This is a genomic window from Lacinutrix sp. WUR7, from assembly GCF_016864015.1.
In the GTDB taxonomy this organism is placed as follows: Bacteria; Bacteroidota; Bacteroidia; order Flavobacteriales; family Flavobacteriaceae; genus Oceanihabitans.
The window spans coordinates 3,204,881-3,229,568 of record NZ_CP045067.1; the positions used below are offsets into that span (position 1 = coordinate 3,204,881).

Annotated in this window: 23 protein-coding genes; 16 read left to right on the forward strand and 7 right to left on the reverse strand. The window is 31.8% G+C overall.

Annotated features, from left to right (window positions below):
- Positions 1 to 91 precede the first annotated feature (91 nt).
- From FG167_RS14150 to FG167_RS14170, 5 genes are all read right to left on the reverse strand, one after another.
- The gene (locus FG167_RS14150; protein WP_203458879.1) at positions 92 to 820 is read right to left on the reverse strand and encodes a LytTR family DNA-binding domain-containing protein; all 729 of its coding nucleotides are present in this window, start codon (positions 818 to 820) and stop codon (positions 92 to 94) included.
- A complete protein-coding gene (locus tag FG167_RS14155; RefSeq protein WP_203458880.1) occupies positions 801 to 1,850 on the reverse strand; it encodes a sensor histidine kinase in 1,050 nt (349 codons plus the stop codon). Before FG167_RS14155 ends, FG167_RS14150 begins: the two co-directional genes overlap by 20 nt.
- A 23-nt stretch (positions 1,851 to 1,873) precedes the next feature.
- Positions 1,874 to 2,224, reverse strand: coding sequence for a DUF4907 domain-containing protein (locus FG167_RS14160; protein WP_203458881.1), 351 nt, complete (start codon positions 2,222 to 2,224; stop codon positions 1,874 to 1,876).
- A 71-nt stretch (positions 2,225 to 2,295) separates the two neighbouring features.
- Positions 2,296 to 3,291, reverse strand: coding sequence for a kelch repeat-containing protein (locus FG167_RS14165; protein WP_239004400.1), 996 nt, complete (start codon positions 3,289 to 3,291; stop codon positions 2,296 to 2,298).
- 13 nt (positions 3,292 to 3,304) lie between these two features.
- A complete protein-coding gene (locus FG167_RS14170) occupies positions 3,305 to 4,204 on the reverse strand; it encodes a hypothetical protein (protein WP_203458883.1) in 900 nt (299 codons plus the stop codon).
- Positions 4,205 to 4,439: 235 nt separating this feature from the next.
- On the opposite strand from FG167_RS14170, the gene FG167_RS14175 reads away from it, so the two are divergent.
- From FG167_RS14175 to FG167_RS14190, 4 genes are all read left to right on the forward strand, one after another.
- Positions 4,440 to 5,738: a DUF4270 family protein gene (locus tag FG167_RS14175; protein ID WP_203458884.1), complete on the forward strand. Its 1,299-nt coding sequence runs from the start codon at positions 4,440 to 4,442 to the stop codon at positions 5,736 to 5,738.
- Entirely contained in the window at positions 5,731 to 6,966 is a 1,236-nt protein-coding gene (locus tag FG167_RS14180; RefSeq protein WP_203458885.1) for a hypothetical protein, read from the forward strand. Before FG167_RS14175 ends, FG167_RS14180 begins: the two co-directional genes overlap by 8 nt.
- A 176-nt stretch (positions 6,967 to 7,142) precedes the next feature.
- On the forward strand, positions 7,143 to 8,486 hold the full coding sequence (locus tag FG167_RS14185) for an ATP-binding protein (RefSeq protein ID WP_203458886.1): 1,344 nt from the start codon (positions 7,143 to 7,145) through the stop codon (positions 8,484 to 8,486).
- A gap of 80 nt (positions 8,487 to 8,566) precedes the next feature.
- On the forward strand, positions 8,567 to 9,490 hold the full coding sequence (locus tag FG167_RS14190; protein ID WP_203458887.1) for a 1-phosphofructokinase family hexose kinase: 924 nt from the start codon (positions 8,567 to 8,569) through the stop codon (positions 9,488 to 9,490).
- Between the two features lie 77 nt (positions 9,491 to 9,567).
- Here FG167_RS14190 and FG167_RS14195 read toward each other — a convergent pair whose 3' ends face one another.
- Positions 9,568 to 10,311: an arylesterase gene (locus tag FG167_RS14195; RefSeq protein ID WP_203458888.1), complete on the reverse strand. Its 744-nt coding sequence runs from the start codon at positions 10,309 to 10,311 to the stop codon at positions 9,568 to 9,570.
- A gap of 25 nt (positions 10,312 to 10,336) precedes the next feature.
- On the opposite strand from FG167_RS14195, the gene FG167_RS14200 reads away from it, so the two are divergent.
- The 10 genes from FG167_RS14200 to FG167_RS14245 all read left to right on the forward strand — a co-directional run bounded on the left by FG167_RS14200 (position 10,337) and on the right by FG167_RS14245 (position 22,425).
- Entirely contained in the window at positions 10,337 to 11,026 is a 690-nt protein-coding gene (locus FG167_RS14200; RefSeq protein WP_203458889.1) for an ABC transporter ATP-binding protein, read from the forward strand.
- A gap of 44 nt (positions 11,027 to 11,070) precedes the next feature.
- Positions 11,071 to 13,566, forward strand: a complete 2,496-nt coding sequence (locus FG167_RS14205; protein ID WP_203461124.1) for an ABC transporter permease — start codon at positions 11,071 to 11,073, stop codon at positions 13,564 to 13,566.
- Positions 13,567 to 13,726: 160 nt separating this feature from the next.
- Entirely contained in the window at positions 13,727 to 13,864 is a 138-nt protein-coding gene (locus FG167_RS14210; RefSeq protein WP_203458890.1) for a hypothetical protein, read from the forward strand.
- Between the two features lie 288 nt (positions 13,865 to 14,152).
- Positions 14,153 to 14,527, forward strand: a complete 375-nt coding sequence (locus FG167_RS14215) for a hypothetical protein (RefSeq protein ID WP_203458891.1) — start codon at positions 14,153 to 14,155, stop codon at positions 14,525 to 14,527.
- Entirely contained in the window at positions 14,527 to 15,840 is a 1,314-nt protein-coding gene (locus FG167_RS14220) for a nucleoside 2-deoxyribosyltransferase (RefSeq protein ID WP_203458892.1), read from the forward strand. Before FG167_RS14215 ends, FG167_RS14220 begins: the two co-directional genes overlap by 1 nt.
- Positions 15,833 to 16,450, forward strand: coding sequence for a 7-cyano-7-deazaguanine synthase (locus FG167_RS14225; RefSeq protein WP_203458893.1), 618 nt, complete (start codon positions 15,833 to 15,835; stop codon positions 16,448 to 16,450). The genes FG167_RS14220 and FG167_RS14225 overlap by 8 nt, the downstream gene beginning before the upstream one ends.
- A 13-nt stretch (positions 16,451 to 16,463) precedes the next feature.
- Positions 16,464 to 17,123 (forward strand): hypothetical protein, encoded by a 660-nt coding sequence (locus FG167_RS14230; protein ID WP_203458894.1) that lies wholly within the window; start codon positions 16,464 to 16,466, stop codon positions 17,121 to 17,123.
- Positions 17,124 to 17,450: 327 nt separating this feature from the next.
- Positions 17,451 to 19,301, forward strand: coding sequence for a leucine-rich repeat domain-containing protein (locus tag FG167_RS14235; RefSeq protein ID WP_203458895.1), 1,851 nt, complete (start codon positions 17,451 to 17,453; stop codon positions 19,299 to 19,301).
- Between the two features lie 200 nt (positions 19,302 to 19,501).
- Positions 19,502 to 21,688, forward strand: a complete 2,187-nt coding sequence (locus tag FG167_RS14240) for a tetratricopeptide repeat protein (protein ID WP_239004401.1) — start codon at positions 19,502 to 19,504, stop codon at positions 21,686 to 21,688.
- Entirely contained in the window at positions 21,688 to 22,425 is a 738-nt protein-coding gene (locus tag FG167_RS14245) for a LytTR family DNA-binding domain-containing protein (RefSeq protein WP_203458896.1), read from the forward strand. Before FG167_RS14240 ends, FG167_RS14245 begins: the two co-directional genes overlap by 1 nt.
- Positions 22,426 to 22,636: 211 nt before the next feature.
- Here FG167_RS14245 and FG167_RS14250 read toward each other — a convergent pair whose 3' ends face one another.
- Entirely contained in the window at positions 22,637 to 22,777 is a 141-nt protein-coding gene (locus FG167_RS14250; protein ID WP_203458897.1) for a BspA family leucine-rich repeat surface protein, read from the reverse strand.
- A 62-nt stretch (positions 22,778 to 22,839) separates the two neighbouring features.
- Between FG167_RS14250 and FG167_RS14255 the strand changes: the two genes are divergently transcribed.
- Positions 22,840 to 23,439, forward strand: a complete 600-nt coding sequence (locus tag FG167_RS14255; RefSeq protein ID WP_203458898.1) for a DUF6642 family protein — start codon at positions 22,840 to 22,842, stop codon at positions 23,437 to 23,439.
- 121 nt (positions 23,440 to 23,560) lie between these two features.
- The gene (locus FG167_RS14260; protein WP_203458899.1) at positions 23,561 to 24,664 is read left to right on the forward strand and encodes an alkene reductase; all 1,104 of its coding nucleotides are present in this window, start codon (positions 23,561 to 23,563) and stop codon (positions 24,662 to 24,664) included.
- Positions 24,665 to 24,688 lie beyond the last annotated feature (24 nt).

Consider the following 24,688-nt stretch of genomic DNA (forward strand, 5'->3'; position numbering starts at 1 on the left):
TTAATGGAAGATAGAGAAGTTGGGTTTTAATGCAGAATGAAACGAAACTCTTCATGCTACACGTTTTTCTTTTGTTAAAAAAATAGAAATATTACAAATTTAATCTGCTATACACCATGGATTTGTAGCTTTCTCCAATAGGAATTCTTTCGTCTTTTATAACAATTCTATTTTTTTGAATCGACGTAATCTTATTAACGTTAACAATATAAGATCGATGTACTCTAATGAAAATGTTTTCTGGTAATTTGGACTGAATTTCTCTAAAACTCATCAATGTTAAAATGGGTTTGGCATCTTCCGAATGAATTTTCAAATAGTCTTTTAAACCTTGAATATGTTTGATACTGTTTATATCGATTTTTAAATTTTCATATTCTGATTTCACAAAAATAAAGTCATCTTCATGAGATTTAATTTCGCCACCTGCGGAAGAAAAATTAATAGAAGTGCTATTATCATTCAATTTCATCATTTCTTTAACTCTATTTACCGCTTTTATAAAACGAGGAAAAGGGATTGGTTTTACTAAATAATCTATGGCATTTAAGTCAAAACCTTCTAAGGCATATTCAGGATAAGCAGTCGTAAAAATAAAGTAAGGTACTTTGCCCTCTAAAGATTTAATAAGTTCTATTCCTGTTATATTTGGCATTTCAATATCCGAAAAAACCAAATCAATAGTATTGTTATTTATAAAGTTTAAAGCTTCAATTGCATTTGTAAAGCTATCTATTACTTCAATAGAACCAATGGCTTGGCAATACGATTCAATAATATCAATAGCTAAAGGTTCGTCATCAATTATTATGCATCTCATTATCTATCAAATTTAAGGTTAAATGTACTTTATAGTGTGTTTTCGTTTCGTTTATAATCAGTTTATGATTATTTTTATATAAATAATGTAACTGATTTTCAATGTTTTTTAGTCCGACACCAGAATTCTTCATATCCCGTTTATGTAGCCCGAGGATGTTTTCTGCTTTAAAAACTAATTGATTATTGCTAACTACAATTTTAATATCTATTTGTGTGTTTCCTTTATAATCTGTGCCATATTTAAAAGCATTTTCAATAAAAGAAATTAATAGTAAAGGGTAGATTTTTAAGTTTCTTGTTTCGCCATTTATATTCAGTTTAACGGCTTCCGTATTTTTAAGTCGTAACCTTTGCAATGCAATATAATTCTGAATATAATTGATTTCTTTTTCTAGCGGAACCTGTTTATCTCCAGCTTCATAAAGCATATAACGCATTAATTCGGATAAGGTGATTACTGCTTCGGGAGCATCATCGGATTTACTTCTTACTAAAGAATAAATACTATTTAAAGAGTTGAATAAAAAGTGTGGATTTAATTGATTTCTTAAAACCTGAAGCTTAATATCTTTTTGTTCATTTTCTAGTTCTTTAGATAAACGATCTCTTTTATAAAAGTCAACTACTAAGCTAAAAATCCCTCCTAAAAGAAAAATAGATAAAGAAAAAACAATAGAAATAGCATGTTTTATACCAAATGGTCCTCCAGGTCTATTTGGTGGTCTTGGCAGGTCTCTAAATTCTACAATTAAGTTATTGAAAATTAATTCTTCGGTGACATAATTATAAACGATTAAAAAAACAATAGAAACTAAAATATATAAGACCAACTTTCGTCTCAACAATAGATAAGGAACAAAAACCAAGTAGTTTATATAAAACACAATAGGACGCATTGCTTGTTTTAAGTACAATCCGGAAGGAATTTCTCCCAAATCAATATATGCTGTTAATAACGGAAATGTGCTAATACACATCCAAACTAAGGTGTGTATTATTATTTCTTTATAGGATATTTTATTTTTCAAATTTTAATAATTATCGACCTTAATCAAATTTTTCTAAAGTTAATGTTATTTGCATCAAGATCACTTATACTAATTGCTGGAAACTTATCTTGAGAAAGTTTTGCGAGTACAACTTTTCCCATTTTTTCTGCATCTTCTTTTGTTTTAAAAACTTGTTTTCCTATTGCTGCAGGAATGTATTCTTGGCGAATAAACAAATTCTCATTGTTATATACCTCATAAATCCAGAAATCATTTTTAGTTAAAACCTTTAAGGAATATGGGGATTCTGTTATCGTATTTGTTGTATTACTTTCTGGTTGAAAATAAAAAACTAGTATTGCAATCATTGAAATTGTTAAAGAGAAAACAAGGTACTTGTGTATGTTTTTCATAAAAATAGAATTTAAAGAAGAATCAGAGTAATACAGGATTCCTATTTTACTCTGACTCTAAAATTTACAAATTAATTATCATCATCATCTTGAGTTGCATTTGGGAAAAACTCCATATTATCATCCAAATATAAAGTACCATTTCTACCAAGTGCTACAAATGCGCGCGCTCCATTACTAAAGGCAATAGCATCTCTTCGTGCATACAATTCAAACGCTGTTCTTTCCACCCAAGCTTGAGAAGAAGGATTATATTCATAAACAGTACCTATACTAGATCCATATTCACCACAAGCAACATAGCCTTTACCATTAATAGTAAATGCAACAGCATTAGATCTAATAATGTCGTCATCATCATCTTCATCTATATCTTCAAGTTCTGTCCAAACTTCGGTATCTAAGTTAAAAACCCAAAAATCTTCTTCATAAACACCATTGCTAATTCCTGTGGTTAAATACACTTCATTATCAATAGTAAATGTAATTCCGTCTCTTCTTTTATCTCCTCCAAAACCAAAAGATTCTTCCCAAGCATCTGTTGCTGGATCATATTTCCAAAAGTCTTTTTTATCACTTCCGTCATAACCCGTTCCAACATAACCATAAGTATCTGAACCAAATCCAACCGTTCCATAACGTGCCGAACCACCAAAATCTGCAATTTGTGTCCAACTATTTGTGTTTACATTATACTTATAGAAATCTGCTAATTCTTCACTAGTATCTCCATTATAACCTGTACCCATATATCCTTCATTATTAATAACAAAAGATACTGCAGAACTTCTTTCTTCACCTGGAAAATCGGTTAATTGTTGCCAGGAATTGGTATCCATATTATAACTCCAAAAATCTTTGTAATAATCGTCACCATCGTAACCCGTTCCTATATAACCTATATTCCCTATGGTAAAGGCGGTAGAACTACTTCTTGCATCTTCATTAAAGGTTGATTTTTTTACCCAGTTTCCAACGTTATCATCATCGTCGTCATCACTACTACAACTAGTAATTAATGTAATTATAGCACTTAAATAAAGAAATCTTAAGGCTGTTTTTTTCATTGTTTTTTTCATTTTACTTTTTATTTAAATTAAATCTTAATCCTACGTTTAAGGTTAGCGCTTCATCTGAACCAAAATCATATATTTTATTATCGTTATTATTAACACTAAGTTCACTGTTGGTTAAATAGCCAACATTAAAATAGGTTGCCCAGTTGCTATCTAAATGAAAGGAATAGCCAAGAGATAGTTTTACTGCTTTAAATTCTAATTTTGAATTGTATAATACATCCTTGTTATTTAAAAAAAAGGCAGAAGCATTATTAGCATATATTGATTCTGGCTCTGCTTTAATATGCATGCTGCTTTTATCATTAAAATTATAATATGCTCCAGTAACAGGTATTCCTATTTCGTATCTAAATTTCTCATTTACTTGACTGGAGTAAGAAACCAAAGGGTAAAAATTGGGAGCGCCAAATAATGCACCATAACCAGCTCCTAATTTCAAATAAGATTTAAGGCCATTTTTCTCCCAGTTTTTCACAAAATTCACCGCGTAGCTTAAAACCAAATCATCACTAGAAATATTTTCATTCAACGTAGAAGATATATAAGGAGCAAATGCCACATTTAAATCCCAGTTCTGTTTTAGTGGTTGTTTGTAGTCTGCATACAATTGTACGATATGCAATTCTTCAAAAGCACTAAAATCATTATATAAGCTGTGATCTTTAAAATCGATACTATTATGAGTGTAGTTCAGTCCGAAACCAACTGCCGATTTATCCAATAAAGATGAAAAGGCAACAGTAACGGTTTTGTCTTCTAGTTGTATATCCTTACTATTGGGAATTATTTTATAATCTAAAGCAACAAAATCTTTTATATCTGTTGTTGTGAAAATTTCTTGCCCATAAGACATTATAGAAACCAAACTAAAGGCCAAATAATGTATTGTCTGTTTACGCATTAATGTGTGTTTTTTACTCATCGAGTGCTAACATACTAACAGAACCTTTTAGGTTAATTATATAATATACCTATCCTGTCTTTTTGTAGACAAACCTTTGTTTTTAATCTACAAACTCTGTTGTTAAGTTTTGTAGTATAAAATATCCTATTTGTAGATAAATAGTAGGCATAGGTATATTTGACTTTTTATTAGGTGTAATGCGTAGTTGATTTGTAGAAATACTTAAAAGCACATGTTTAAATTACACCTAAAATTAATTGCCATAATAACGGTTTTGTTATTCCTAATATCATGCTCTACAGACACAGAAGATTCTAGTCTTATAGCAGGAGAAGAATTTACAAGTACTAATATAAGGGTACTATCTATTGATACTTTTGCTGTATCATTTTCTACTATGAAATTTGATTCTATTGCAACCTCTTCAGAGAATAGAGTTATGATTGGGAAATACACCGATGCTGCCATGGGAATAATGAATAGTTCTGCATATTTCAAACTAAGTCCTTCTTCCTATTATTTAAATAATGAAGCGGTTTTAGATAGCGTAGGTTTAATTCTTGGTTATGATAATTACTACTATAATGATACCACGCAAGTGGCAACGCTAAACATTCATAAGCTAACAGATAAATTAAGTTCTGAAGATTCTTATTATTACAATACTTCAGCCTTTGCTTATGAAACCACACCATTGGTTAGTAAAACCTATTTTCCAACACCCAATAAAGATTCGCTTTATGTTGGACTACCTTATAATTTTGGTGCTGCTATATTTGATGAAATTAGAGATAAAACAATTACAGATGAAGAATCCTTTTATCAACAATTAAAAGGACTTACTATTCATCCTGAAGATACAGATAATGGTGCTGTAATAGGTTTTTCAACAGCTAGTGAAGATACTTATTTACGATTTTACTATAGTATTCCAGACGAATTAGAAACCGAAGAATATAATTATGACATCTCCATTAATGATTATTACAGTCATATAGAAAGTGATGTTAGCGGCTTGTCTTTGGAAGCCTTAATCGATCAAGAAGATAATCTGTATTCTCCAGAAAGTAACAATATAAGCTACAATCAAGCGGGAACAGGTTATGTTACAAAAATTGAGTTTCCAACCATAAAAAACCTTTATAATATTGGCGATAAAGGAACCATTCTAGATGCAATTTTATACATAGAACCTGAAGTAGATTCTTATTCAGATATTCAACCATTACCAGAAGAATTATTGCTGTATACCATGGACCAAAACAATGATTTTGCAAGTCAGGTTACCAATAGCCAAGATGTAGTAACAGCGACACTTACTACCGATAATTCTGAATTTAACCAAATAGTATATGCCGTTCCAGTTTTAGATTTTATCGATCAGAAACTAAATGAAAGTCCAGAAACCGAAGATGCGCTTATTTTAATTTCCGGGGATTATAATTCTACAATAAATAAAATAATATTTAACGATAGTGAAAAATCTAATTTCACTACAAAACTAATTGTAACCTATGCTATATATGAATAAATCGAAGTGCTTAACTACTTTTGCCATGCTTTTTTTGCTGTTTGGATATGCACAAGATAATAACCTAACGAGTTCACCTTATTCCCTTTTTGGGTTAGGAGTAGAGAGTAATTCTAATACCGGAAGAAATAGTGGACTTGGTAAAACAGGAATTGCATTAGACGCAAAAAGAGGTATTAACCTTAATAATCCTGCTTCGTTTGCATCATTATCTGAGAATGAATTTGTATTTGATTTTGGTGGTTCTGCAGAGTTAATGAACCAATATACAGATAATTCGAACGAGCAAGATCTCACAAGTAGTTTTACTAATATTTCTTTAGGATTTAATAGTAATGGCAAATACGGAATGGGATTAACACTTAAACCAGCAAGTAATGTTGGCTATTCTTTAACTGGTTTAGAAAGTAATATCGAAGGTAGTAATGAGTCCTTTACAACCAATATTGAAGGTTCTGGTGGATTAAATGAATTGCGATTAGATTATGGAAGAAAAATGAGTAAGGATTTAAATTTAGGAATAAAAGCATCTTATTTATTTGGTAAAATTGAAGAAACCGAATCCATTTCTACTAATGAAAGCTATTTTGATATTACGGAAGAGAACTATTATAGCGGATTTCAATTGGGTTTAGGTTTGCAATATCAATTCTTACCGAAACATAATTTTGGATTAACAGTAGATTTCCCAACGGCTTTACAAGGATCGAAAGATGTAAGAATTGGCAAATATTTAAATTCGGCATATTCTTTATTAGAAGAAACAAATGGGGAGAGTATTGATAATTTTAATCTTCCTTTGAAAGTAGGAATAGGGTATAGCACGATGTATAAAAACCTGCTATTAACCGCAGATTATAATAAAAGTTTTTGGTCTGCTACAAATCAATCGGATGCAATAGGAGAGTACATAGATCAAAATATCTTTGGTTTAGGAGCTTCGTATTCTAAAAATCCTAACGGACTTAAATATTGGGATCGTGTAGATTATAGAATGGGTTTAAATTATAATTCAGGATACTTAAAAGTTGCCGATAAAAACATAGATACCTATGCTGCTTCTTTAGGTATTGGCTTACCAATTGGTAAAAGATCCCTTATTAACCTTTCCTATTCGCTTAGTAAAAAAGGAACCACAGAAAGTATACTTGTAGAAGAGTATATTCATACCTTAAATATTAATATTTCTTTATCCGATATATGGTTTCAAAAAACAAAGTATGAATAATAGCTAATAATCTTAAATTCTTACATTCTATTAATCACATCCCTTTTATATACTTCTTTTTGCTGTTTATTCTTTAATAACTGATTTTCAACACCTTTTCGCTTTTGTAATAAAAATGTAAATATTATATTCGTTAAAAGCTAAGCCGCTAGTTTATTAAAATTCCAAAAAGTCGAATGCAAAAAGATAACCTAAACCGTTCCAATCCAATTTCCGTAGATAATAAAAACCATACTAATGTAGAAGTAACCCAGTTAGAAAAGGATAAAATTATAGAAAGACATTTACGTTTTCAAGACTTATTAATCAGTATTTCTACAAAGTATATTAATTCAGATCTATCTGATATAGATAAACTAGTACAAGATTCTTTGCAACAAATTGGAGAGTTTGTAACCTCAGACAGAAGTTATGTTTTTTCCTATGATTTTGTAAATAACACCTGCTCTAACACCTATGAATGGTGTGCTGAAGACATAGAACCTGAATTAGATAACTTACAAAACATTCCATTAGATTATATTACACATTGGTTGGAAGCGCACAAAAAAGGAGAAGCTTTTTACGTAGAAGATGTGAGTCTTTTAGAAGAAGATGGTGAATTTGGTTTACGTGCTATTTTAGAACCTCAAGGCATAAAAAGTTTAATAACCATTCCAAAAATAAAAAACGGGGAACTCATTGGATTTATAGGATTCGATTCGGTTAACAAATTAAATAGTTATTCTAAAAACGAACAAGATATTCTTTTTGTTTATGCCAATATGCTGGTTAATGTAATTCAGAAAAAAGAATATGAAGAACGCATAACCGCACAGAACAAGAAGCAGGAAGAATTATTAAAAAGCTTGTCCATTCAAAACGAAGAATTAAATGAATATGCACACGTAGTTTCTCATGATTTAAAAGCACCACTAATTAATATCCATACCTTGGTCAGTTGGTTTATGGAAGATAATAAAGAAACCTTAGACAAAAACGCCTTCAAACCATTGCATCAAGTATTGTTTAATGTTGAAAAAATGGACTTCCTAATTAAAGGGATTTTAGATTATTCTACTATTGATAAATTAGAAGCAGAAGACAAAATTGTAAATTTTAATACAATCACCAAAGAAGTATTACAAACGCTATTAGTGCCAAGTCATATACAAGTTACCATACAAGAAAACTTACCAAGTTTATTTGGAAATACCTGGAGGTTTAAGCAGGTTTTTCAAAACCTAATACAAAATGCTATAAACTATTGCGATAAGGAAAATGGTAGAGTAGAAGTAGGTTACGAAGAAAAAGACACCCATTATTTATTTTTTGTAAAAGACAACGGTATTGGTATTAAAGCCGATTATTTTGATAAAATATTTAAAGTATTTACCAAGTTAGAAAGCACGGGTTCTTCATCTGGAATCGGACTTTCCATTGTTAAAAAAATTATAAGTTATTATAATGGTGCTATTTGGCTGGAAAGCGAGCAAGGCCTTGGTACTACCTTTTATTTTACGCTTTTGAAAAAGGAATAAAAGCCGCGGCTATTAAATTTATTCTTCAATGGGATGCATAATCCTATATTTTACAACAACTTAATAATATTACATCTTTTATGAATATTGTAACCTTAACTATAAATCCAGCTTTAGATAAAAGCGCGAAAATAGATCAACTAATTCCGGAGCAAAAACTAAAATGCCATGCCATTCAATATCAAGCTGGAGGAGGAGGCGTAAATATCTCCCGTGTGTTGCATACTTTGGGTGTGAAAAATAATTGTGTTTTTACTTGTGGTGGTGATACTGGTCAAACATTAAAGCATTTATTGGAGGAAGAAAAATTAGATATTACCCCTGTTTCTGTAACAGCTTGGACTCGAGAAAATTTAGCGATTGTAGATACTAAAACCGATTTGCAATACCGATTTGGGATGCCTGGAAAAGGATTAAGTACTAGTGAAGTAACAGTAGTTAAAACCACTATAAATAAGCTAGTTACAGAAAATTCTATTTTTATAATTAGCGGTAGTATTCCAGATAGTATGTCTCCAGATTTTTATGTGGAATTAATAGATAGTTTAACTGCTAAAAACGTTAAACTTATTATAGATACTTCTGGTGAGGCCTTAAAATCTAGTCTTAAAAAAACTGTGTTTTTAATGAAACCTAACCAAAGTGAATTGGCGCAATTAGCAGGAAAGGACTTTTTAACCAAAACGGAACAAGAAGCTTATGCCATGGAGTTAATCACGAATAAGCGTGCGCAATATGTTATCGTATCTTTAGGTGCACGTGGTGCGTTTTTAGCTTCAGCGCAAGGTATTTTTTACCAAACAACGCCTTCGGTAAAAGTGAAAAGTACCATTGGTGCTGGTGATAGTATGGTAGCAGGTATGGTTTATGCCATAGCGCAAGGCCATTCCCCTAAAGACATATTAAAATGGGGAGTTGTTTGTGGTGTTGCTACCACAATGACAGGAGGTACTAATTTAGCTTCCAAAGAGAATATTCAAACCGTTTTAGAGCTACTACATTAAAATGCACCATAGAGTAGGTACTTTGTTTAATAAAAAAGCAATGAGGAATATTGTCTTTTAACTATTCCTCTAAAACATCACAATACCAAAGGTTGTAATACTTCCCAAACCGTGTCTGCCACTAATTTGTGTCCTGCAACATTGGGATGAATGCCATCTCGTTGATTCAGTGAGGCAATCCCACCAACATCTTTCAAAATAAAAGGAATAAAAGCAATGTTATTTTTTGCTGCTAAATCGGCAAACAGTTTTCTAAACTCCGTAGTATATTCGAGTCCCATATTTGGAGGTAATTCCATCCCAGCAAGAACAATAATACTTTTCGGACTTTTATTTTTTACCACATCAATAATAGCTTGTAAGTTGGCTCGTGTTTCGGTTAAAGGCACACCACGTAAACCATCATTGGCACCCAATTCTAATAAAAATACGGTAGGCGCTTGTTTAATCACCCAATCAATGCGGCTTTTACCACCAGCACTCGTTTCACCACTAACACCAGAGTTAATGACTGTAAAGTCTAGCTGTAACGAATCTATGGTGTGTTGCAACAATGCAGGATAAGCATCATTGGTATCGTCTAAACCATAACCTGCTGTAATACTATCTCCAAAACACAAAATGGTTTTGCTTTTTACAGGAAGCGTTTCTACCGTTTCTATAGAAGTTTCCGTAGATTGGACTTCTGTAGTTTTGTCCGTTTTAGTATCTCCACAAGAATAGAGGGAAACTACTAAAATAAAATAACAAAATTTTAAGAGTTTATATCCCCTTAAGATTGGTAGATATGCGTGTAATTGATTATTTTCAGCCTCGGACATTCGTCTGTATTTAATTTAAACTTATATGCCAAAGATATTAAAGATTACTGGGTTGGAAAAGACATATACCAGTGGTAACAAAGAATTAACGGTTTTACATGATATTTCGTTTGCTGTAGAGCAAGGACAAACCTTCTCTATTGTAGGTCCGTCGGGAAGTGGAAAGACCACCTTACTAGGCCTTTGTGCTGGTCTCGACTATCCGAATGCAGGTACTGTAGAATTATGCGGACAAGATTTAAACGCATTAAATGAAGACCAACGGGCGCAATTAAGAAATAAGGAAGTCGGTTTTATTTTTCAGAATTTTCAATTACTTCCCACATTAACGGCTCTTGAAAATGTTAGTGTGCCTCTAGAGTTACAAGGCGCAAAAAACGCTACTTCAAAAAGCATGGCTTTATTGGAAAAAGTGGGGTTAACAGATAGAGTACATCATTATCCTTCGCAACTCTCTGGTGGTGAACAACAACGTGTGGCATTAGCTAGAGCGTTTGCAAATGCGCCATCCATATTGTTTGCCGATGAACCTACTGGAAATTTGGATGATGAAACTGGGGAAAAGGTAGTCCAATTACTTTTCGAATTGAATAAAGAAAATGGAACAACCTTAGTGATTATTACGCATGATTTGGAATTAGCAAATCGAACACAACAGATATTAAAACTGAAAGGTGGAAAAATAGTCACCAACCAATCTACAACAGCACTGTAATCCAAATGAACATTAAAAACTTACAAATAGGCTGGTTGTTTAAAATGGCATGGCGTGATGCTAAGGCTAGCAAAGTCCGTCTACTGTTATTTATGGCATCTATTATTTTAGGGATAGCGGCTGTGGTTTCTATACAGTTATTTAGCACCAATTTAAAGGATAATATTCAGAGTCAATCTAAAACCTTGATGGGTGCCGATTATATTATCGATACCAGACAAATACCCACCGAAAGAGCGCAAGCCATCATTGATTCCTTACAACCGGGAGCTTCAGAAGTGAACTTTGTTTCTATGGTTGCATTTCCAAAAAATGGCGGTACCAAATTAGTCAAAGTGCAAGGGATGGAAGGCGATTTCCCCTTTTACGGAAATATAAATACAGAACCAGCTGCTGCTGCAAGTAATTATCAAGAATCTGGTGGCGCATTAGTAGATGCTACTTTATTGTTGCAATACAACATACAACCAGGCGATTCTATTAAAATAGGGCAAATTACACTACCTATTGCAGGTGCTTTAAAATCCATGCCTGGAAATTCTGCGGTTTCGAGCTCTGTAGCACCTCCAGTAGTTATTCCATACCGTTTTATTGCAGCTACCGAATTGCTTCAGTTTGGAAGTAGAAAAGAATATCAATACTTCTATAAAGTTTCCGATACGGTAAATTTAAAACATCTAGAAGATAAAATAGGGCCAATACTCGATGTAGAAAGTGCCGATTTAAATACGCATACTAGTACCACACGACGTTTAGGTAAACGTTATGATAATGTGGGTAAATTTTTGAATTTGGCGGCATTTATTGCATTACTACTCGGTTGTATTGGTATTGCTAGTTCCGTACATATTTATATTAAAGAGAAATTAAAACCCATAGCCATTTTAAAATGTATGGGTGCATCTAGACTGCAAAGTTTTCTCATTTTCCTGATTCAAATTGCAGGTATTGGAATCATTGGTGGTATTATAGGATCGTTACTAGGTATTGGATTACAAGCTGTATTTCCATATCTATTAAAAGACTTTTTACCTTTTGCCTTGGAAATTAAAATCACCGCACAACCCATTTTAATTGGTGTGCTTTTAGGATTGTTTATGTCCGTTTTATTTGCGCTATTACCATTACTTCGTACTTGGTATGTTTCCCCACTAGACGTGTTACGTGTGGATGAAAATGGATCTCAAGAACCAAAAAAGGTACGATTTCTGGTATATGGAATCCTTTTAGTATTTCTGTTTTTATTTTCCTTTTGGTTGATTAAAGATGCGCTGTATGCATTGGTTTTTATTATAGCTACGGTTTTTACTTTTACTATGTTGGCAGCAGTGGCTTTAGGTTTTATAAAAACCATAAAACGATTTTTTCCAAAACACTGGAGTTTTACCATGCGCCAAAGTTTACTCAACCTTTTTAGACCAAATAACCAAACCGTTGTTTTGGTTGTAGCCATTGGTTTAGGGACATTTTTAATCAGCACTTTATATTTTACAAAAGACATTCTAATAGCAAAAACAGAAGTTGGTCAGACGGAGCAAAATGCCAATATTATCATCTTAGACGTGCAACCAGAACAGCGAGATGCCGTTTCAAAAAGTATTACTTCTAAAAACTTAAGGGTACTTAGTAACATTCCTTTGGTTACCATGCGTATGCAAAGCATTAAGGGGAAATTAGTGAATACCCTGCGTCAAGATAGCACAAGACAAATAAAAGGTTGGATTTTAAATCATGAGTTTAGAACCACCTATCGGGATTCGTTGATAGCATCTGAAGAATTGCTAGAAGGCGAATGGCGTGCCAACTTGAAACCAGAAGAACCGGTTGTGATTTCCATTTCCGATAATTTAGCCTTTGATGCCAATTTAACCGTTGGTGATCCTGTGGTTTTTAACGTGCAAGGAGTTTTGATGGAAACCACTGTAGGCAGTATTCGTAAAGTTGATTGGTCGCAAATACAGCTTAATTTCTCCATTGTATTTCCCGCAGGTGTTTTAGAACAAGCACCACAGTTTAACGTGCTTACTACTTTTGTACCAGATGATGCCAGTTCTGCCGCATTACAGCGAGATTTAGTGGCGAAGTTCCCAAATGTTTCTATAATTGATTTACGACAAATATTTACTGTTGTAGATAATATATTAGACAAGGTATCTTGGGTAATTAATTTTATGGCATTTTTTAGTATTTTCACTGGTATTATTGTGTTGATTGGCTCGGTACGAACTAGTAAATACCAACGTATTAAAGAGAGTGTTTTGTTGCGAACATTAGGTGCTAAAAACAAACAAATCTTACAAATTTCGGCCTTCGAATATCTCTTTTTAGGACTTCTAGGAAGTTTGGTTGGCTTGCTATTGGCATTGGTTAGTAGCCTGTGTTTGGCGCTATTTGTTTTTAAAGAACCTTTTGTACCATCACCAATTCCATTTTTAATCTTTTTACCTAGTATTACCCTACTGGTTTTGGGGATAGGATTGAGCAATATTCAAACGGTATTACGAAGCTCTCCATTAGAGGTTTTACGTAGGGAAAGTTAAATTTTGAGTGGTTTTAAAATAGGATTGCTAAAGGAGTAGTAAATGTGCACAAAGGGGATTATTCTAGCTAATTTTCAGTTGATTACGGATTCCCGTAAAATGTTTTCTGTAATGTTCATTATTTTTGAATACATTATAAATCCTTAAAATTCAATACAATATGAAAATTGAAGCAATTAAGCCTGGACCTAAGCCTAAAAAGAAAGATGGTAGTCTTGATAAAAGAAGAAGAGACAACAAGAATACACCAGGAAACAAACCTTCGTTAAAACCAAGTAAATCTACTAAAAATGAATGATTGATTTTTATTAATAAAAAACAATATTGAATGTTAATGGAACAAGCTTTTTAGGAAAGGACGCAAAAGAGTATTGGAATGGGTTTGGAATGACTTTAAATTAACTAATATTTATGCATTTACGGTTTTCCTCAAAACTATTCCTACAGAATTTACTATATTTAAACTCTCCCTATAAAAGTAATTAGTAGTAAAAGTAAATTGATTCATAGAATAATTGGTTCTATGAATGATTTTACTGGTAAATAAATTATTTAATATTTTCAATAAATAAAAAATCAGATAATTATGGGTAGTAGTGGTTCAGGAAATTTTTCAGATTATTCAGGTAATAAACCATCAGGAGGAAGTGGTAAATCTGGAGGAGCAAGTGATGAAAATAAATGCGAAAAGGCTTTTACAGCTATGTTAGAAGAAATAGATAGGTCTTCTTATTATATTAAAACAAAGGATGTCCCAAAAGTGGGAGAGGAAATCAACATCTCTTTTGATAAAAGGCCGATAGCTATTTCTAAAGAAGGCTTAATAATTGGATATCTCCCAACAAAATTTAATTATATAAAAATGTGTCTAGATGATGGATATACTTATATAGGACGAGTTGCTAGTTCTTCTAGTGGTTTGGTAGCAGCTGTGAGTATTGATGTTATACCTAGTTATTAATGAAACATGAAATTTGTATTCTCGGAGATATTGTTACCGACATAACTTTACCTCAAAATGGAAATGACATCAAAATACGTTTGGGAGGAATAACTCATTCCGCAAGAGGTTTATGGGCAATTAACGTTAACTATGACACCTGCTTTATTGCACCATCATACTTGTCTAAAGAAATTAATAAATTTTATAATCATCACAATGCAAACGAAATTCATCAACTAGGTATTGTTAACGGAGCTCCATATATATTTTTAATTGGTAGTGTTAAAGAAACTGGAAATCAGTTATACGATTTCATACTAAGAGACCAAATAGAGATAGAGTATAATGATAAGAATTTAAAAAAAATCAACGGATATAATGAATTATTAATAACCTCTGGAAATTTTAATCTGAATTTAATTTTAAAAGAAATAAATGAAAAAAGTAACGTTCATATTGATTTAAGTAATAATATTTCTGAATTTTCACAATTGGACGGATATTACTATAAAACTATATTTCTATCAACATCTTCAAATTTATTTCTTGATTATTATAAAGATTCATTTAAAGAATTTTATGATTTATTTAAAAAAAGATGCAGTGTTTTAGTACTTAAAGAAAACAGAGGTGGATCAAGAATTTATGATTTTGAGAATAAAAAAGAGTATCAAATACCATCAATTACTCAGCCAATAGTGCATTCAGTTGGTGTAGGTGATGTGTACAATGCTTGCTATGTGTCCTACTATCAGAAGTGCGGTATTGAAAAAGCTGCTTTTTTATCTTCCTGGATTGCTTGTGAATATGCTTCAACAACTTTTCCTGATGATTTTAAGAAAAATGTATCGAGAGTTTTAAATACCAAAATAGAAGATATAATTTCTATGGGAGGATGTGTTTTACCTTGGGAGAAAAGACAATTATATCCCATTTATATTGCTGCTCCTGATTTTGATTATTTAGATACAACACAAATCGACACTCTTGTTGAATCATTGCAATATCATAATTTTCATCCTAGAAGACCTATAAAAGAGAATGGGCAGTTATCAAAGGAAAATACAAAGGAGGATAGAATTAAAACTTATACAAATGACATTGAATTAATTAAAAAGTGTAAACTATTAATAGTTGTTTATATTAATGATGATCCAGGTACTATGATTGAATTAGGATATGCTAAAGCTTTAGGTATACCATGTTTGGTTTTTGATCCTTATAACAAAGCTTATAATTGTATGTTAACTGAAATGCCTCACACTGTTTCATCAGATTTAGATGTTATTATGTCTGAAGTTTTTAACGAATTATCAAAATTAAATGAATAAAAAAGTGATTTTACTTGCCTCAGGTGGATTAGATTCTACAACTATGGCATATTGGTTATTAGATAAAGGTATAGACTTTATTCCATTATTTATAAAATATGGTCAGCATTGTGTTGATACAGAACTTGAAACTCTAAAAAGTGTCTTACCAAAAACACATATTGATAGAATTGAAATCATAGACATTAGTAGTGTTTATAAATATTCTAAAAGCAAATTTATAAATGAAGCAAACTTATGGGAAGAAGAAATTACCGCGGATGATTTATATATTCCATATAGAAACATATTAATTCTTACATTAGCGGCATCTTTTGCTCAATCTTTAAAAATAAATGAAGTTTATTCAGCTTTTATAAATAGTAATCACGCCAAAGAAATAGATTGCTCTAAAGAATTTTTTTCTAGAATGGAAATGATGTTAGGAGAATATGGAGCGATAAAAATTAAAATGCCTTTTTTAGAGATGACAAAATTTGAAGTGGCACAAATAGGAATAAAAGTCAAGGCACCAATAGGAAAAACATTTTCTTGTCAAGCCTCTTCAGATATACCTTGTGGAGCTTGTCCAAATTGTGTTGATAGATTAGAAGCATTAAATAATTTATAAAAACATTAATACTTTGCAAATAGTAGTAGAATCAGCGAGGAGTTTAGTTGAATATATAAAATCTTTAGATGAATTATCTTTAAATCATCATAGAAGAAATTCCGGATATACTCATATTGGAGCATTATTTACGGATATTATTTTACAAGCAGGATTAAATTACAAAAATGTTGTTAGGCCTCGCGTTGAAAAGATGATGTCAGATTTTCCTGAAGCAGATAATCTTGACAATTTAAAAATAATAATTGAAAAATATAGTCTTGAAAATATTTTAAGTTGGAAGCATCCTGTTAAACTTGAAAGATTTAATGATTTAATAAAATTTTGTTCAGATAGAAATATTAATAACTGTGATGATCTTACAGTTTTTTTAAGGCATAAAGATAATAGAATTCTGTTTTTATCTGTAAAGGGTTTAGGTCCAAAAACACTAGATTACACAATGAAGTTATTAGATTTTGATACTATAGCTGTGGATAGGCACATAATTGGCTTTATGGAATCAGCAGGTTTAAATCATATAAATTATAATTACACAAAAAAAACAGTAGAGTTTGCTGCTGATTTATTAAATGTTTCTAGATCGTCACTTGACGAAACTATTTGGTATTATATGTCGTCGTCTAAAAACATTAACCCAGTTAAAACAAATCAGCTTAAAATGCAGTTTTGATGCTCATTTTTGCCCTCATTAATTTTGGATAAAAAAATAGTAGGAATGAGCGTTGATATTTTGTGGCTATACAAATGTAATTATTCTGCAGATGATTGTACTTGGATACAACACTTTACTGAAATGATGTCTCCAATTCTATTTAGCTAAAAATGTATACTTTACACAAGTTCTACAATACTCCTATAGCTTCTCATAACAAAATTACGCATATCAAATCCATCCTAACGCTTATGGCTTAAAACCTTACAAAAAAAGATTTCCTATTTTTTACTGTGTTTCATAAAACTACTTTGGCTTTAAATAAACTTTTAAAACCTATTTCTTATGAAAAACTCACTACTTATTTTAATGGCTCTATTTATGTCTATAATAGGGTATTCGCAATCGTTTACAGATGGTTTTATTGCATATACGGTAACGTCTACAACAAATAATACGGTTAAAACTATAGCTTATAGTGCTGCCGGAGGAGTTAACCTTACTATTCCTGCAACAGCTACAGACACTTCGGTAAATCCGCCAATAACATATGCTGTTACAAGAATTGGTATTGGATCTTTTAATCAAGTGAACAACTTAGAGACTGTTAGTATTCCTACTAGCGTTACTGTTATTGAAGCTGCAACTTTTAGTGGCAACACAAATTTAATAAGCGCACCATTACATAACGGAATAACAAGTATTGGCGCGAATGCTTTTTTTAATTGTGGTTTAACGAGTGTAAATATACCAACAGGTATGACTATTATTGAAGGAGGTAGTTTCTCGAATAATAATATAAATACGCTTACTATTCCAAGTACTATTACAAGTATTGAAGATACTGCTTTTCAAAATAATCAATTAACAAGTGTTGCTATACCTGATAGTGTAACTAGTATTGGTTCTGAAGCTTTTCGAAATAATCAATTAACAAGTGCTATTATACCTAATAGTGTAATAAGTATTGGCTTTGCAGCTTTTTTTAGTAATCCATTAACTTGTGTTGTTTCTGAAGCGACAACACCTCCTACAATAATTACTAATACTAGTCTTACTGCTGGTATTTTGGACACTTTTGCCGCAAACCGTAGCAATATCCATTTATCGATACCATCTGGCACAGCAAGTGCATACGCAACTGCACAATGGACAGGCTTCAATAGTGTTTCAGAAGGACTTGCAGGTACTTTTGTAGTAGATAATATAACCTATCAAATTAATGCTAGTCCAAATAATGAGGTAACTGTTACCGATTATAACACGGCAGGAGGAACTGTTGTTAATATACCAGCAACTGTTAGTAGTGGTTGCACGGATTTTAGTGTTACGGATATTGGTCTTTCTGCTTTTGTTGCCAACCAATTAACTAGTGTTACTATACCTAGTAGCGTCATTAATATAGGCACTGCTGCTTTTGCTCAGAATCAACTAGTCACTGTTGTTATTCCTGATAGTGTTTTGACTATAGGTTGGAATGCTTTTACACAAAATTATGCGTTAACAAATTTGGATTTAGGAAATGGTGTGGAGACTATTGGTGTTAATGCTTTTTCTGATAATTTTATAGTTAGTATTACTATACCTGATAGTGTTTTGACTATTGCAGAGAATGCTTTCGGAAATAGCTTTGCATTGAGTAATTTAGTTATAGGAAATAGTGTTGTAAGTATTGGAGATAATGCTTTTACTTCTAATTCATCTACTTTTACTAGTGTTACCATACCAAGTAGTGTTACTACTATTGGAGAATATGCTTTTGCTATAGCTGCATTAACAGATGTTTTTTCTGAAAGCACGACGCCTCCAACTATAACTACTGGCGGTAATGATACTTTTGGTGCTGCTAGTTATCGTGCTAATATTCATTTACACATACCAGCTGGCACTATGGGAGCATACGTTACCGATGCTGGTGCTTTATGGACTGGTTTTATGTCGGTAACAGAAGATGCATTAAGTATCTCTGATTTTGAGTTAGCTAACGAGGTAAAAGTTGTTAATACTTTGAATGCATTAAAGATAATCTCTACAGGTGTAGCCAGATTAGAAAACTATACCATTTACAGTATTACAGGTGCTAAAGTAAAAAAAGGCACAAATAATACTATAGCAATAGATGCGCTGTCTAGTGGGATTTATATTTTAGAACTTAATTTTGATACAGGGAAACTTACTAAAAAGTTTGCAAAGTAAATTACTTATTATGCTATTAATCATTTTATTAGCTACTTTGGTTTCCCTTATTTTAGTAACCGCAAGCGTTTTAATTAAAGTGCTTGCGGTTTTGTTCTTTATTTAGTTTTTTGTTTCTATCAGATATCTTATATTCTGGTTTTTATAAATAACAATTAAGATTATATTGTTAATTAGCTTAAAATACGTCCTTGCTTCCTATGAAAATCATTAACATCCTTATTGTATTTTTAATAATCTCCTTGTTTTTTCCAGTTTCCGCTATTGCTCAAAATAAATATATGGATAGTCTTCATGTAGAATTACAAAATCATAAAGAGCGAGATACTACAAGAGCAGATATTTTATACGATTTGGCATTTACCTATTTTCAACGAGATATGAAATTAACAAATTTATATATTGACGAAGCCGAAGCCATAAATGATAGCTTAAACTTTACGAGAGGGAAAGCTAATATTTTTTATATAAAAGGCATTATTGAAAGTAGAAAGTCTAACTATGCTGCCGGGTTAGATTATTATAAGCAGTCTCTTAAATTATTTGACAGTCTTAATGATGAAAAGGGAATGGCGTCTTTATATAATGCAATAGGAGTCTCACACTATCAGCAATCACAGTATGATGAGGCATTAAACTATTACAATAAAGCATTGCTAATATATGAAGCCATGCATGCTAAGAAAAAACTGGTTGCAAGTTTATTAAACATAGGAACTATATATGCAGAAACAGGACAATATCCGGAAGCTATTTCTAATTATAAAAAAGGATTAAATTATAGTAGAGAAATAAACCACGAATATGGTATTCCGTATGCGCTTAGTAACCTAGGTATCGTTTATAAATATTTAGGAAATTTTCCACTTGCGATAGAACATTATAAGCAAGCTTTTGCGTATTTAGAAAAAGAAGGAGATACCATTGGCATGTCAAATGAACTCAATAGTCTTGGTACTGTCTATAGATCTATGGGTAAATATGATAAAGCTCTAGCGTATCACAACCAGTCTATAGATTTTCAGTCCAATAACGGAAGTAAAAGCCTAATAGCAACCAATAAAGCAAACATAGGTCTTATATATAAAAGCAAAAAGGAATACACTAAAGCGCTTCAATTTATTAACGAATCTTTACTGATAAGTCAAGATATTAATGCTGTAAAACAAACTTCTATCTGTTTAAAGAACATTGCTGAAGTTCACTTACTGCTTAAAAAACCAGCGATTGCAAGAGAGAATTATATAAAGTCGATGAATATCAGTAAAGAAATTGGTGACCAGCAAGGCTTAGCGGAAACCTATTTAGGAATTGCAGCAACCTATTTAGAGGAAAAGCAATATAAAAAAGCGCTTTCCTATACTTTAAAAGGAGAAGAGATTGCTAATAATTTGAAGGTGCTTCCTTCTCAAAAAAAAGCATCCGAATTACTTTTTCAAATTTACGAACATCAAGGAGATTATAAAAAAGCTTTGATAAACCATCAAAAGTTTAAAGCAATTCAGGACAGCCTTTTTAATAAAGAAAATATTGAAAAGATTACGCAATTAGAATATGAATATAAGTACAAGCAACAATTAGATTCTTCTCGTATTAGAGAATTACAATTAACAAAAGTAGTAACAGCGACTAGTAAAGATTTACAAAAATCTAAGCAAGATTATTTATGGGCAATTATTGGATTTCTTTTGGTTTCCATACTTTTGGGAGGCATTATTTTCTATCAAAAATTAAAAAATATAAAATCTAAAACACAAAATATAGTTATCGAGCAAAAGTTGTTGCGTTCTCAAATGACGCCGCACTTTATATTTAACTCGCTTTCCGTTTTGCAAGGCATGATTTTAAATAAAGAAGAAAAAAAATCTGTTTATTATCTCTCGAAATTTTCAAAACTACTCCGTATTATATTAGAAAACTCCAGAGATAAAACGGTTTCCTTATCTCAAGAATTGACAGCCATTCAAAATTATTTAGCCCTTCAGAATTTAGAAAATGACGCCTATCAATCTACTGTTTTAGTCGAAGACAGTATTGATATTCCTTTATTTGAAGTACCACCAATGCTCATTCAGCCCTTTGTAGAAAATGCTATAGAGCACGCCTTTGTAGATCAAAATGAAAACAGAAAAATAGATATTCGTTTAAGTTATTTAGAAAAAAAGCTAATTTGTACTATAATAGATAATGGGGTAGGAGTTGCATCTAAAAAAGAAGGGAAGAATAAAAATAAAAAATCATTATCTACACTAATAACTTCGGAACGGTTAGAAGTATTATCTAAAGATTTTAATATGCAAGGTTCTGTGTCTATAGAAGATAGAAAAAAATATAACGAACAAGGAACCATTGTTACTTTAATAATTCCGTATAAAACAGTAGCTTAATGAAAACACTACTAGTAGAAGATAAAGCATATATTAGAAAAGGACTGCTTAATTTATTGCAATTAATAGATGCCAAAGTAGAAGTAATTGGCGAGTGCGAATCTGTAAAAGATGCCGTTATAGTAGCAAATGCTTGTAAACCAGATTTAATTTTTTTAGATATTAATCTTCTAGATGGTACTGCTTTCGATTTTTTAGAACAAACAGAAAACTTAGCGTTTAAAGTAATATTTATAACCGCTTATGAAGAATTTGCACTACAAGCTTTAAAAATGGGAGCTGTAGATTATCTTTTAAAACCTGTGGATGTAGAAGAACTGGAACTAGCATTACAAAAAGTAGAAAAATTACCTATTGCCACACAAAGACAGCAAATACAAACCGTAAAAGAAGCTTGGAATAAGGAAGATAACACCTTAGTATTATCGCTTCATGATAGCTTTCAGGTGGTAGATTTAAAGGAATTAATGTTCTGTGAATCAGATAAAGGATATACCACGTTTTATTGTAGCGATAATAAAAAGTATTTGGTTTCCAAAACCTTGAAGGAATTTGAAGAACGACTAATTACAGCTAATTTTATTCGTCCACATCAATCGTTTATAGTCAACTTAAAATTTATTGATAAGTATGAGAAATCTGGAATTATTCATTTGAAAAATGGTAAAAAAATACCAGTATCCTTTAGAAAAAAAGAACACTTTGTAACTACATTTTTAAATTGGAATAATAGTTAGCCTAAATATTAATGTAACCAACAAAGGCGGTTCACTACTCTTATTTCTCAAATATAGGCGATCGTATAAACACTTTTTATGTAAGTATCTATAGAGGGAAGTATAATATTTATTCCGATTTCTATAAAAAAATTACTCTTTAATAAAACGTTCTATCTGAAGGTTGTTTGCCTTGTAAATTTTCATGAAATACACATCAGTAAGAGATGTCTTAATCAAAGGATGTTGCTCCTTTAAACATAGGATCCATTTCTATAACTAAAGAAACATCCCAATTATTAATGGGTTGATTAAAATTATCCGCTCCCTCAAACATTCTAGACATATTTCCATGTGTTTTATAGGAAATCATTGAAAAAAATAAAAGATTTCCATTATTTTTGTACTTGATACACTATGCATAAATACTGAGATTTGTTAGAGAAAACACAGCAATTACCCCAAGAGCAATTAATAGATGCCGATTATTTCATTTACTGTTTAGAAGCAGTGGAAGACATAGAGATAGATACCGTTACCGAAGCACAAAAAAAATTAGAACAACTAACCACGCAATATGGCGTAGCCAGTATTTATAATACATGCGACACCATTGAAGGATTAGAATCGAGCTTAAATGCATTGGTATTGGATGATCATCATTTTAAAGACTACGAAATAATTTACATGGTTATAACAGGGGAAGCAAATAGTATTTGTTTAAATGACTATTACTATAGTCTACAAGAAATTGCAGAAATGTTTGAAGGACGATTAGAAGGAAAGATTTTACATTTCTCCAATGCAAAAGTTCTAGATTTAGACGCAGAAGAGGCACAATATTTTTTGGATATCACTGGAGCAAAAGCAGTTTCTGGATATGGAAATGCATCTAATGGAATAACTAGTTCACATCTGGATATGGCATTCTTTAACTTATTTAAAGAAGATGATAATATGCTAGATGTTGTGGAAGAGCTGCATCAAAGGCATCACAAAATTTGTAATTTACTAGATTTTAGAATGTATTATTAAACGAAAGATCTTATTATAAATATGGTTCCTGTTAAAACTATTCATAAAAAAGGTGGAAATCTAAAAAAGAATAAAGACGTCTTGTAAATTTGTATACATATAACCATTAACACATACTAAAATGAGTACACAACGCTTATTAACTCCATATAATAAAAATTTACATTTAAAAAACAGAGTCGTTATGGCACCTATGACGCGTAGTCGTGCAGATAACGAAGGTAAAATAGCAACAGATGAATTACAAGGGTTGTATTATGAGCAACGTGCTTCCGCTGGTTTAATTATTACGGAAGGTTCTCAAGTATCGGAACAAGCAGTAGGATATATTAATACACCCGGAATTTATACCGACGCACAAGTGGAAGGTTGGAAAAAAGTAACCAAGCGTGTACACGATAAAGGCGGAAAAATCTTTATTCAGTTATGGCATGTTGGACGCATGTCGCATCCAGATTTTCATCATGGCGAATTACCAGTTTCGGCTTCTGCCTTAAATCCCAATTCAAAATCGTTTACTCCAGAAGGTTTCAAAGATACTGTTACTCCAAAGGAAATGACTATTGCCGATATAAAGCGAACGGTTACAGATTTTAAAAATGCAGCTGCCAATGCAGTAAAAGCAGGTTTTGATGGTGTAGAAATTCATTCTTCCAATGGCTATTTATTTCATCAATTCTTCAACGGAACATCCAATATAAGAACAGATGAATACGGCGGAAGTATGGAAAACAGAACCCGTTTTTTCTTTGAAGTTTTAGATGCTATGAAAGAAGTGATTCCGCAGGAAAAAATTGGTGTACGTTTTAATCCGTCTTTAGATGGTTTATTCGGAATTACCATGGATAAGGATACCATTCCAACTTTCGAATACCTTATTAAAAAACTAAACGATTACGATTTAGCCTACGTGCATTTATCAGAACCGTTTACAGATGTTTCTGAAAATCCTTTTGCGGTAACAGAAATAGCAAAACACTTTAGACCATTATACAACGGTACTTTAATGATTAACACCGCGTTTGATCAAGATAAAGGAAACAAAGTATTAGAAGCTGGTGATGCAGATTTGATCGCTTACGGAAAGCTATTTATCTCTAATCCAGATTTGGTAGAACGTTTTGAAAACCATTTAGAATTAGCAGATTGGGACCAAGACACCTTTTATACAACAGGAGCAAAGGGATATACCGACTATCCTATGGCTTCTAAGTCCATTAAATAAGCAGACTACTATATAAGAAACCAC